Here is a 12,321-nt window from a genome sequence, read left to right on the forward strand (position 1 = left end):
GTCTTCTCTCTCAGTTGCTGTCACAACTGCATCGACGGTTAAATTCATGGTTCAACAATGGCGATAGTTCAGGGAATCGCGACAAGTGCAAGCTGCGGATACTTCTCTTCTTCTAAACGCCGCATCTCCGCCACGCAGGCTTTAAAGTAGAAGTCACCAAACACCCCCCGAATGATAGCGAGGCGATGACTGGCACCTTCAGGGTTTCCATTTAGAGCCAAGGCGATGGCATAGCGAAAATGAATTGGTCCAAATTCAAATCGTTCTGACACTTGACGCAAAGTTTCAATTTCGGCCTTTGCCATATTCGGCTCAGGTCGCTGCCGGGATGCTTTCAACATTGCAGCCATATGCGACATGAGCTGCACATTGGGGATTTCATAGGCCTCTGGCGTCTTTCCGATGCGCAGATTTTCAAACCGCACAATTCGGAAGTCCTCTTCAATCAAAAAGTACTCGTACGCTAGACAACTTCCGACGGCCACCCATACAAGCCAAAAGCTCCAAGCCCACCGTAAATCCAACGTCAACGATTTTGCGGTTCCTCGCGCCGCCTCGACGACGCCAGCCATCAAACCCGCGGCAATCAGAAAGTAAGCATAGGCAAATGGATATTCCACCATGCTATGAACCGCAAAAGGCAAGAGACAAGCCATCGCATGAACGGCACTTAGTCCAGCGCTGCTCCAGATGCGCGTGACAAACCAATAAGCGATGGCACCAGTTAACAAAAGACCCAAGGGCAAGCCGTTCCAAGCCAAGAGATCCATGACAAAGTTATGCGCATAGGTATAGGGGCCCGGGCCAGGGAATGCAATAGCCCCGGCTGCGGAAGCGGTTGGCGTCTGATTCCAGCCATAGCCCCACCATGGCGACTCTCCAATCGCAAAAGCAATTTGTTGCCACATACGCAATCGTTGACTGATCGGTTCGGCAGCATTGATTGCGCGCACGTCGGCAAGCAGCAATAGATCACTGAGGTAGGGCAGGGCTATCGTCCCAAAAACAAAAGCTACTGCCCAACCGGCCACCGCCCGTGCCGGCAAACGTGACTTGATCACGCTTTTCTTCCACGTCAAGAAGACTGTCACGACCAATACACTGAGCATGCCTGCCCTTGACTGAGTCATGACCAAAACCCCGGTCATGAATCCAATGGCAAGAAAAAATCCAAACCGACCAATAAGCTGTCGTTCAAATACATACACCAAAGCGACCATACCCATGATAAGCAACGTCGCCAGCTGATTGGGCTGGCCCAGGTTGCCCATGGCTCGGTCGCCCAAGTCAGTCTGAACAAGGTACATCCCCAGTGGCTCCTGCACATCCAGCCATTGAGCCAAGCCGATACCCGCAGAAACCAAGGCGGCGATCCACAGGCTATGCATGAGGCCAAGTACCCCGTAGGCGGGGAAACCAAAATTAGGGTGGGCTAATGAGTACCCAACAAAGACCGCCGCCAAGAGTCCCGAAAGATACAACGAAGTTACCAGCGCATCACCAGCGAAAAAGCTAATACCGGTGGCATATTGAAGCCACGGAATCAGAATGGCGGCACCAATCCAGAGGCCAAACCAAGGCAGTTTCAACGAGTTTTGACGAAACAGCAGCACGCTCGCCATCAATCCTGAGAGCCCGACGAAGGCCAGCGCTTCAGAATGAAAATTGACCCACGGCCGATAGTGATCGTACGCGAGCCAAGGCAGCGTAATAAAGATTACGCCAAAGATGAAGGTTTGTGAAAGGCGCATAAAAAAAGCGGCCGAAGCCGCTTTTTTAAATCACATTGATCAAGATGTACGGCAAGAGCCTGGCAGGAATTTGGCGAGCACGGCTGTACCTGTCTGCCCTGGACCACACACCCAGCTGTTGACCGTTGTGCCCAAGGCGGGCTGGAGGCAGCCTGCAAAGGTCGTGGCGGCTGAGGCGCAAGGCGCCATACTGACGGTGCCATTTGCCCCTGTCGCGATACCTTGGGAAGTCACGGTGATCAGACCTCCCAAAGTAACACCCGGCGCGGATGCAGCGGTCACTACGGAAGTCACGTACTTGGTTCCCGAGCCTGAAGCTACTTCACAGCCCCAAGCGTTCGCTGCAATCGCTGACCCGGACGATGCAGACTGAATGGTTTCGGTCATGCTGGTGCGGCAAGATGATGCAGCCAAAATCACTTCAGACATCTTGGCTTTAGCCGTGTAGTCCTGATAAGCAGGCAAAGCCACCGCGGCCAAAATACCGATGATCGCAACAACGATCATCAATTCGATTAGGGTAAAACCTTTTTGTAGAGAACGCTTCATGGGTAGCTCCTTAAGAAAACAAATAAAAAACCAGACGTAGTTCTATGAGCAGCTTGCGTGCCAACTTTCAATTTGGTGCAAATCAAGGTAATTTTGTGAATTACGTCACTGGATGGCCGTTATCGCCGACACAAACGTCGCTATCGCCGAGGTACTTGGGGTGTCAGTGACAAAAATGTCATGACAAAAGTGTCATTTACTTGATGCAGACCTGCCGAACCATCTTGAGGTCGGTCAGACCCAGCATGACTTTTTCCATGCCATCCATCTTGAGGGTGCGCATGCCGCCTTCGACGGCGGCGGCAAAGATCGTGGCCACGCGGGCGCGTTCCTGAATCAATTTTTTGATGTCGTCGTCGGCAATTAGCAGTTCGTGCAGGCCCACGCGGCCTTTGTAGCCGGTGTTGCCGCATTTGTCGCAGCCCACATGGCGGTAGAACTTGAGCTGCCCGTCTTTGCCATACAACTCCACCCAGCTGTCCAGCAGCTTTTGGGTTTCGCCTTCATAGTCGGCCATCCACGCTTTGGAGTGGCGCAATTCGTCGGCGTACTCGACCATGAATTTCTTCAGTTCTGAGCCATCCGGCACGTAGGACTCTTTGCAGTCACAGAGCTTCTTGGCCAGGCGTTGCGCCAGAATTCCGAGCAACGCATCTGCAAAGTTGAAGGGGTCCATGCCCATGTCCAGCAGCCGGGTAATGGACTCCGGCGCGGAGTTGGTGTGCAGGGTCGAGAAGACCAAGTGGCCGGTCAAAGACGCTTCCACGCCCATGGACACGGTTTCTTTGTCCCGGGACTCGCCCACCATGATGATGTCGGGGTCGGCCCGCAAAAAGGCGCGCATCACTAGCGGAAAATCGATGCCCGCCTTTTTGTTGATCTGGACCTGGCGAAGACCTTTTTGGGTGATCTCCACCGGGTCTTCCGCGGTCCAGATTTTGGTGTCAGGCGTATTGAGATGCTTCAGAATGGAGTGAAGCGTGGTTGTTTTGCCTGAGCCGGTGGGGCCGCACACATAGAACAAACCATAAGGTTTCTCAATAGTGCGAATAACCCGCTCTTTGTTGTGCGGCGTGAGGCCCAACTTTTCCAGCGGAATGGGCTCTCCCGCGGCCAAGATACGCATCACCACATCTTCAACGCCACCGGCCGAGGGAATGGTGGCTACGCGTAACTCAATGTCCAGCGGGCCCCACCTTTTGAATTTGATCTTGCCGTCCTGAGGGCGGCGACGCTCAGAGATGTCGAGATCACACATGATCTTGAGCCGCGTGGCCATGGCCTGGCGAAAATGCGCGGGAACCTCAATATACGGTTGCAACGTGCCATCAATGCGAAAGCGGATGCCCGTTTTGAGTTTGCCCGGCATGGGCTCTATGTGAATGTCTGAGACGCCTTGCTTGTAGGCGTCAATGATGACTTTGTTGACGAACTTGACCAATTCGTTGTCGGCGGCTGCTGAGACCAGCGAGTCTTCCTGAGCGAAGTCCTCGATGGGGGTGTCCATGTCGGCCAACAGTTCGTTGATGGTGCCGCCCTCGACCTCCACACCAAAAATTTGGGCCAGCGTGGCGTCAAACTCGCCTTGCGTGGTGACCCGGTAGGCAAATCGGCTGACGCGAGGAAAGACTTGAGGCACAACGCGCGCATTTCGCACGGCCTCGGGGTCGCGGCACATGATGACCAAGCCTTCGGGCGACTCTTCAAGGGGGAGCCAGCCTTGTTCAATGCTGAAGTCGCGTTTCAGCGCGCCGTGCAGCATTTCGGCACGAATTCGCCCCGGATTAAAGGGTTCGTACGGCACATTGAAAAACTTCGCCAGCGAGGGGCCTATTTGATCGGGCCGCACGTTGTAATTCTTCAGCAGCACTTGATCCACTGATTGCCCAGAGGTGCGCGCCTCTTTCAGGCACTCCTTCAATTCATCCGCGGTCATCACACCGTCGGCGACCAGTCCGTCATACTTTGTGGCGCGCTGCCAGGATGTCTCCTCGGCCTTTTGAACGCGTTGCCGAATCGCAATCGCCAAGGTTTTGCAGAGCTGTGAGACACCATCAACTTCAAGTTCACCAAACGGTTGATCGCTCTTGTTGTTGATGATCTGCAAAACCCCATGCAGGGTGGTGCCAGCCAATATGGGGGCCACCAGCATTTGACGGGTTCGATAGCCCGACCGGTTGTCGACTTCTTTCAGGAAGGTTAGCGCGGGATGAATCCGTTTCAGTGCTTCGTCATCGTAGACGTCGGGAAGGTTGACGAGGCGCTGACTGAAGGCGGCATAGCCAGCAATGCTTTGGGGCGTGATGGGGAGTCGGAGATCGCGACTGCTGTTGAGCCCGGTCTTGACCTTCGAAATGATCGCCGAACGATCATCGTTGACCGCATAAAGCGTCAATCGATCCGCGTTGAACAACTTGCAAATGTCGTTGCTGACCTCGAGCATGATTTGCTCTAGGTTTTCTGTCTCATGAATTCGTGCGGTGACGCTTTGCAGTTGCCGGTAAAACAGTGTTTCAAAGGTAACGCCGCGCTTGCTGGTCGGCAGTTTTTGAGTGGCATAGAACGCCTGTTCCGCATTGGTGGTCCCGCCCTCCGGGGGCATTGTCGCGCTCATGAATTCATCCCTGTGCCTGGCCAAACCTCATACATTGGAAGTTGCAGACAGGTCAGGCCTGAACGAATTGCATCTTGGTGCCGGCCAACTCAATCACGTCACCGTTGCTCAGTGAGGTGGGATCGGTGCCAAACGCGTCCCCATTGAGGGTTGGATTTCCGCTGCCTTCGACGTGATGGACAAAAAAACCACCGTGTCGACGCGTGATAGCGGCAACTGCCACGCCTGGCTTGCCAACCGTGGTCACCACCTTGCTCAGGCGGACTTCTCGCCCGGAAGCGGCCCCCGACAGGACCTTGATAGACGCGGTTTGCGCGTCGCCAACATCCGCCTGACCCTTCTGAGCTGGGCTGGCCGTGACGGGGGAGTCGGTGCTGCGGTCGTCGAATTTGATCTTGTATTTGCCGACGTCAATGACATCGCCGTGCTGAAGCAACTGCTTTCTGGCAGCCTTGCCGTTGACATAGGTGCCATTGGTGCTGTCGAGGTCTTCCAGGTAGACCTTGTCGCCTTGCATTTCAAGAACCGCGTGCTCGCCGCTGATGGCGAGGTTGTCAATCACGATGTCGTTGTAGGGACGGCGACCCAAAGTCGTCCGGTCTTTGGTTAACTGGACTTCCTTGATGACGACACCGTCAATTGACACGATCATTTTCGGCATGACCGACTCCTATTCCTGAAATTTGTTATTGGTATTTTGCACTGCGGGCTATTTCCCTAATAGTCGGGATATTAAACCGCGCTTGTCTGATCCGCCGCTGACTTGTACCAGCAGTACCGAAATATTGTCTCGGCCACCCTTGACATTGGCCAGCGCAACAAGGCTGGAGGCTTTGCCTTCAAGCGGTTCCTCATTTTGCAGGATTTCACGAATTTCTTCCTCAAAGATCATGTCCGAGAGCCCATCGGAGCACAGCAGGTACAGGTCATTCGAATGAACCTCATGCTGAGCCAAGTCAAGCAGAACAGTATCCTCAACGCCCAACGCTCGGGTGACCAGGTTTTTATTGGGTGAAGATGCTGCCTGCAGCGGGGTCATCAAACCGGCATCAATCTGCTCTTGCAAAAAAGAGTGGTCTTTGGTGATTCTCTCGCAAACGCCGTCTCGCAGTCGGTAGCAACGCGAGTCGCCGACATGTCCGAGCAGTAAACGCTCGCCCAGAAATACGCAGAGGACCAGCGTCGTTCCCATGCCCGAGTAGGGTGGGTTGGCGATAGCCGATTTGTAGATCGCTAGGTTGGTGTTGTGAACGCAAATTTCCATGGCCCGCTTTAACTGGGCGGGTTGTGCCAAAGCGCCCGCTTCAGACAGCCACTTTGTCAGCTCTGTTTTGATGAACGCGGTGGCCATGCCGCTTGCCACTTCGCCGGCGTTGTAACCACCCATACCATCGGCCAAAACTCCCACAGACGTTTTTACGTCGAAGGCGACAGCATCTTCGTTCTTCTGACGAACTCGTCCGGCGTCGGTTTGCGCGCAAAAATGGTATTGCATCATGTCACGGGCTTGTATAAGGATCAGGGGCTAACAAGCTCATAATAGCGCCCAAAATCAGTCGGGGCTGGTAGTGCCATTTTGGCGAGCCTGATTTTTCAGCAGGGATCCCACCAAAAATACGCCCAGAGCACCGGCGACTCCCAGTCCATAGTTCCATGCTGAGGTTTGTGGCAACCAATCTGTGACTGCCGGATCGGTGTGCGCCATGGTGCCTGCGATCCATCCCAGCAGCATGCCGCCAGCGGTGATGATCAGAGGGAATCGATCCATCAGCTTCAATACCAGCTGACTGCCCCAGACGATGATCGGAATACTGACCAGCAAACCAAAAATAACCAGTGGCATTTGGTGTTGAGCGCCGGCTCCAGTGGCCACCCCCGCAATGGCAATGACGTTGTCGACACTCATGACCAAGTCTGCAATGATGACGGTCTTGACCGCTGCCCATAATTTGTCGCTGCCCTGAATGCTGGAGTGCTCATCATCCTCAGGCACCAATAATTTGACACCAATCCATAGCAACAGCGCCGCACCGACCAGTTTCAAAAATGGCAGCTGGAGCAAGGTCAGCGCGAAGGCAATCAGAATGACCCGCAGCACGATGGCGCCAGCCGTTCCCCAAAGAATCCCTTTGGTGCGCAATTTGGGGGGGAGTTGGCGACAGGCCAGCGCAATCACCACGGCGTTGTCGCCACCCAGCAAGATGTCGATCATGATGATCTGGCCAACGGCGACCCAAAATTGGGCGGTTAGGAATTCTTCCACGGGAACTTTCTCTATGGAGTGAGGGCTGAAGACAAACAAGAAAGCCGGACTTCCCGCGGGAAGTCCGGCTTTGTATTGTAGGCAGCGACCCGTCGATGGGTCGCTGGCTTGCCTTTACAGCAAGGCTTTGAGCAGCTTCGCCATCTCGGAAGGATTACGTGTGATTGTGAAACCACACTCTTCCATGACTGCCAACTTGGCATCGGCTGTATCCGCACCGCCGGAAATCAAGGCACCGGCGTGACCCATGCGCTTGCCCGCAGGGGCTGTCACGCCAGCGATGAAGCCCACAATAGGCTTTTTCATGTTGAGTTTGCACCAACGAGCGGCTTCCGCTTCGTCCGGTCCGCCGATTTCGCCAATCATGATGACGGCATCGGTGTCCGGGTCTTCGTTGAAGGCTTGCATGATGTCAATGTGCTTCAGGCCATTGATGGGGTCGCCACCAATACCGACCGCAGTGGACTGGCCCAGACCGATTTCAGTCAATTGCGCCACTGCCTCATAGGTCAGCGTACCGGAGCGGCTGACCACGCCAATGCGACCTTTGCGGTGAATGTGGCCAGGCATGATGCCAATCTTGATCTCGTCAGGCGTGATCAAGCCAGGGCAGTTAGGCCCGAGCAACAGGGTTTTCTTGCCGCCAGCCGCTTCTTTGGCGCGCATTTTGTTGCGCAGTTCCAGCATGTCGCGGACAGGGATGCCTTCGGTGATGCAGATGGCCAGATCCAGATCGGCCTCAACGGCCTCCCAGATCGCGGCAGCTGCGCCAGCCGGTGGCACGTAGATCACGGACACAGTCGCGCCGGTGTCTTTGGCCGCTTCTGACACGGAGGCAAAAATGGGGATGCCAAAAATGGACTCGCCCGCCTTCTTGGGGTTCACACCCGCGACGAAGCATTCCTTGCCGTTGGCGTATTCCTGGCACTTTTCAGTGTGGAATTGACCGGTCTTGCCGGTGATGCCTTGGGTGATGACCTTGGTGTCTTTATTGATGAGGATCGACATGGTTCTTTTCCTTACGCAGCAGCTTTTACGGCAGCCACCACTTTTTCGGCGGCATCGGCCATGGTGTCAGCGCTGATGATGGGCAGACCGGACTCGGCCAGCATTTTCTTGCCCAACACTTCGTTGGTGCCTTTCATGCGCACGACCAGCGGCACATTGAGGTTGGTGGCCTTGCAGGCCGTGATCACGCCAGTGGCAATGGTGTCGCACTTCATGATGCCGCCAAAGATGTTGACCAAAATGGCCTTGACCTTGGGGTTTTTCAGCATGATCTTGAACGCTTCGGTGACCTTCTCTGGGGTGGCGCCGCCGCCGACGTCCAGGAAGTTGGCTGGCTCAGCGCCAAACAGCTTGATGGTGTCCATGGTCGCCATGGCCAGGCCAGCACCGTTCACCAGACAGCCAATGTCGCCGTCCAGGCTGATGTAGGCCAGGTCAAACTTGCTGGCTTCGACTTCAGCAGGGTCTTCTTCGTCCAGATCGCGGTAGGCCACGATCTCTGGGTGGCGGAACAGCGCGTTGGCGTCAAAGTTGAACTTGGCGTCAATGGCTTTGATGCCGCCGTTGCCTTCGAGAATCAGGGGATTGATTTCCACCAACGACGCGTCGGTGTCCATGTAAACCTTGTACAGCTTTTGCAGCACGTCCATGCACTGAGCAACCGAGCCTTCGGGCACGCCAATGGCTTCAGCGAGCATTTTGGCTTGTGCGTCGGTCAGACCGAGGGCTGGGTCGACGAATTCAGTGATGATTTTCTCGGGAGTGGAGTGGGCCACTTCCTCGATGTCCATGCCGCCTTCAGACGAGACGATGAACGCCACGCGCTGAGTAGCGCGATCGGTCACGGCGGACACGTAGTATTCTTTTTTGATGTCGGCGCCGTCTTCGATCAACAGGCGGCGAACCTTTTGACCTTCTGGGCCGGTCTGGTGAGTGATGAGCTGCATGCCCAAGATCTCGCCAGCAATTTTTGACACTTCTTCAATCGAGCGGGCCAGCTTGACGCCGCCACCCTTGCCGCGGCCGCCCGCGTGAATTTGTGCCTTGACCACCCACACTGGGCCGCCCAGTTTTTGAGCGGCTTCGACAGCCTCTTGAACGGTGAATGCCGGGATGCCGCGAGGCACCGGTACACCAGCTTGGCGCAAGATTTCCTTGCCTTGGTATTCGTGAATCTTCATGAGGGCTCTCTCAGGAATGGAGGATGGTGATCCGGTGATGCCGCTTGGTAGAGCGCAGCCACCGGTACTTTTTCAGCGTGAAACTGTATCATGTTGCAACGCACCAAAACAAAATGGTCGGGCGCGGTTCGCACAATGCGCTATTGTAAGGATGCCCCCCTGTACTGAAACTGACGAGAAAGGCCCCCCATGCATAAAGTATTCATTGACGGCGAAGCAGGCACCACCGGCTTGCAGATTCGGGAGCGTCTGCAGACCATGTCGGAGATCGAGTTGGTCAGCATTGACCCCGCGCTGCGCAAGGATGCCGCCGCCAAAGAAGCGCTGATGGCGCAGGTGGACATGGTCATTCTCTGTCTGCATGACGATGCCGCCATTGAATCCGTGGCGATGGTCGATCGTATTGCCGCCACCTCCGGCCAGGCGGGCCCCAAGATCATTGACGCGTCCACGGCGCACCGTACCCACCCCGATTGGGTTTTTGGTTTCCCTGAGTTGGCGCCCGGCCATGCCAAGCGGGTCGCAGAGTCGCGCCGGGTGGCCAACCCGGGTTGCTACGCCACTGGCGCCATTGCCCTGTTGCGCCCCTTGGTCGAGACGGGGCTAATCCCCGCAGACTTCTCTGTTTGCCTGCCGTCCGTCAGTGGTTATTCGGGGGGTGGCCGGCCCATGATTGAGGCTTACGAGAAGGGCGAGGCGCCCGCGTTTGAATTGTATGGCTTGGGCTTGAAGCACAAGCACCTGCCTGAAATCATGAAATACACCGGCTTGACGCGCCGTCCGGTGTTTGTTCCCTCGGTGGGAAACTTCCGCCAGGGCATGCTGGTTGCACTGCCGCTGGATCTGGAGGCTTTGCCCGGTAAGCCCAGCGCCAAAGATTTGCATGACGCGCTGGCCAAGCATTACGCTGGCAGCGAGTGGGTCACAGTGGAAGCCGCTACTGCGGACAACAAGCTGGACGCCGTGGCCTTGGCAGACACCAACAAACTGGAGTTGCGTGTGTTTGCCAACACCGACCCACATGATGGCTTCCGCCACGCGCTCTTGGTCGCCCGTTTGGACAATCTGGGCAAAGGAGCCAGTGGCGCTGCCGTGCAAAACATGCAGCTCATGCTCGGGTTGAAATAAAACGAATTGCTATGATTTGAGTAGCGTATTAAGCATATTTTTAGAGCGCTAGAGGCCGATTTGATGCCTAAAAATCATCTACCTTGCCGCCCACCACCCGGCGAATCACCTCGGTGTTGAAACCCCGCGTGGCCAAAAAACGCATTTGGCGCGCGGCCTCCTTGGCGTCGGTTGGGGGTTCCCCAAATTTTCGGCGCCAGACTTCTTGGGCCCGTTCGCGCTCTGTGCGCTGCAGGCCAGCCAGTGCATCTGCCACGGCGCCGGCGTCCAGCCCCTTGCTTTGCAGCTCCTGCTTGATGCGTGCAGTGCCCAACTTTGCTGAGCGCCGGTGCAAGACGGATTCAATCACCCGTGCCTCACTGATGAAGTCCTTGGCTTGCAACTCGTCCAGCGCTTTGGTCAAAGTGCCTTCTTCTTCCTCAAAGCGGGCGAGCTTGCGCTCCAACTCCATCCGGGAGTGTTCCCGGGTGCTGAGCAGCCGCAAGGCGCGGCCTTTGAGTGAAGGTTGGGCGAACGACATGGGTGCGAGTGGCTTGAGATCAATACGGCAGAGAAGTCAAGCCGGCAGCATATATTTGCTACTGACTTGATAGCTGCTTGCGTAAGCTAAATCAGGGCTTTGCTTCCTTTTTGCTTGCGGCCTTGGTCTTGGTCTCTGGTACATCCTCTCCTGGCACCAGAGGGATGCCTAGCGACGCCCGGACCTTGTTTTCAATCTCACGCGACAGACCGGGGTTTTCACGCAGAAACTCTCTGGCGTTGTCGCGGCCCTGGCCGATTTTTTCGCCGTTGTAGGCGTACCAGGCGCCTGACTTTTCGAGGATATTGGCGTTGACGCCCATGTCGATGATCTCGCCGTGGCGGCTGATGCCCTCGCCAAACAGAATGTCGAATTCGGCTGTTTTGAACGGGGACGCTACCTTGTTCTTGACGACTTTGACCTTGGTCTCATTGCCAATGGCTTCGTCGCCCTTCTTGATGGTGCCGGTGCGGCGAATGTCCAGACGAACCGAGGCGTAGAACTTCAGCGCATTGCCGCCGGTGGTGGTTTCTGGCGAGCCAAACATCACGCCAATCTTCATCCGGATCTGGTTGATGAAAATCACCATGCAATTGGTTTTCTTGATGTGGGCGGTGAGCTTGCGCAGCGCCTGGCTCATCAAACGCGCTTGCAGGCCGGGCAAAGAGTCGCCCATCTCGCCCTCCAGCTCCGCCTTGGGTGTGAGGGCGGCGACAGAGTCGACCACGATCAAATCCACTGCGCCGGAGCGCACCAGACTGTCCACAATCTCCAGCGCCTGCTCGCCGGTGTCAGGCTGGCTGATCAGCAGGTCTTGCAGGTTCACGCCTAATTTTTGCGCGTATTGAATGTCCAGCGCGTGCTCTGCGTCGACGAAGGCGCATTGGCCGCCAATTTTTTGCATTTCTGCAATCACCTGCAGGGTCAAGGTGGTTTTGCCCGAGGACTCAGGGCCATAAATTTCAACCACCCGGCCGCGTGGCAAGCCACCGACGCCCAGGGCGATGTCCAGTCCCAGTGAACCGGTGGACACCACCTGGATGTCTTCAATGACCTCGCCCTCTCCGAGCCGCATGATGGTGCCCTTGCCAAACTGCTTCTCGATCTGGGCCAGCGCCACTTGCAGGGCCTTGGCTTTTTCGCTGTTGACGGGGGTGGGGGCTTTAACGGCTGCGTCCATGGAAATCTCCTTGAGAGTAAGTGAATAAACGGTTTAATAAATTGGGGTTCATCCTCTGTTGTTAACAACAGGCTGGATGCTTGAACAGTAGTTTATTCGCATTGGTTGAATGCTGTAAATAGATTAT

Annotated in this window: 11 protein-coding genes; 1 reads left to right on the forward strand and 10 read right to left on the reverse strand. The window is 55.8% G+C overall.

Annotated features, from left to right (window positions below; genetic code table 11):
* Positions 1–68 precede the first annotated feature (68 nt).
* From J8G15_RS15945 to sucC, 8 genes are all read right to left on the reverse strand, one after another.
* Positions 69–1,751 (reverse strand): PglL family O-oligosaccharyltransferase, encoded by a 1,683-nt coding sequence (locus J8G15_RS15945; RefSeq protein WP_210543324.1) that lies wholly within the window; start codon positions 1,749–1,751, stop codon positions 69–71.
* Positions 1,752–1,790: 39 nt separating this feature from the next.
* Positions 1,791–2,300, reverse strand: coding sequence for a prepilin-type N-terminal cleavage/methylation domain-containing protein (locus J8G15_RS15950; protein WP_210543326.1), 510 nt, complete (start codon positions 2,298–2,300; stop codon positions 1,791–1,793).
* Between the two features lie 196 nt (positions 2,301–2,496).
* Complete coding sequence (locus J8G15_RS15955) at positions 2,497–4,914, reverse strand: GspE/PulE family protein (protein ID WP_210543327.1); 2,418 nt, start codon at positions 4,912–4,914, stop codon at positions 2,497–2,499.
* Between the two features lie 52 nt (positions 4,915–4,966).
* Positions 4,967–5,575 (reverse strand): FHA domain-containing protein, encoded by a 609-nt coding sequence (locus J8G15_RS15960; protein ID WP_210543328.1) that lies wholly within the window; start codon positions 5,573–5,575, stop codon positions 4,967–4,969.
* Between the two features lie 48 nt (positions 5,576–5,623).
* Positions 5,624–6,409: a Stp1/IreP family PP2C-type Ser/Thr phosphatase gene (locus J8G15_RS15965; protein WP_210547623.1), complete on the reverse strand. Its 786-nt coding sequence runs from the start codon at positions 6,407–6,409 to the stop codon at positions 5,624–5,626.
* A gap of 57 nt (positions 6,410–6,466) precedes the next feature.
* The gene (locus J8G15_RS15970; RefSeq protein WP_210543329.1) at positions 6,467–7,177 is read right to left on the reverse strand and encodes a TerC family protein; all 711 of its coding nucleotides are present in this window, start codon (positions 7,175–7,177) and stop codon (positions 6,467–6,469) included.
* Between the two features lie 114 nt (positions 7,178–7,291).
* On the reverse strand, positions 7,292–8,185 hold the full coding sequence (sucD, locus tag J8G15_RS15975; RefSeq protein ID WP_210543330.1) for a succinate--CoA ligase subunit alpha: 894 nt from the start codon (positions 8,183–8,185) through the stop codon (positions 7,292–7,294).
* A gap of 11 nt (positions 8,186–8,196) precedes the next feature.
* Entirely contained in the window at positions 8,197–9,366 is a 1,170-nt protein-coding gene (gene sucC, locus J8G15_RS15980) for an ADP-forming succinate--CoA ligase subunit beta (protein ID WP_210543331.1), read from the reverse strand.
* Between the two features lie 189 nt (positions 9,367–9,555).
* On the opposite strand from sucC, the gene argC reads away from it, so the two are divergent.
* A complete protein-coding gene (gene argC / locus J8G15_RS15985) occupies positions 9,556–10,494 on the forward strand; it encodes an N-acetyl-gamma-glutamyl-phosphate reductase (protein ID WP_210543332.1) in 939 nt (312 codons plus the stop codon).
* A gap of 67 nt (positions 10,495–10,561) precedes the next feature.
* Here argC and recX read toward each other — a convergent pair whose 3' ends face one another.
* Together recX and recA are read right to left on the reverse strand one after the other, a co-directional pair.
* A complete protein-coding gene (gene recX / locus J8G15_RS15990) occupies positions 10,562–11,014 on the reverse strand; it encodes a recombination regulator RecX (RefSeq protein ID WP_210543333.1) in 453 nt (150 codons plus the stop codon).
* Positions 11,015–11,105: 91 nt separating this feature from the next.
* On the reverse strand, positions 11,106–12,194 hold the full coding sequence (gene recA, locus J8G15_RS15995; RefSeq protein WP_210543335.1) for a recombinase RecA: 1,089 nt from the start codon (positions 12,192–12,194) through the stop codon (positions 11,106–11,108).
* Positions 12,195–12,321: the final 127 nt, after the last annotated feature.

Source organism: Rhodoferax sp. PAMC 29310 (assembly GCF_017948265.1).
Lineage (GTDB): Bacteria > Pseudomonadota > Gammaproteobacteria > Burkholderiales > Burkholderiaceae_C > Rhodoferax.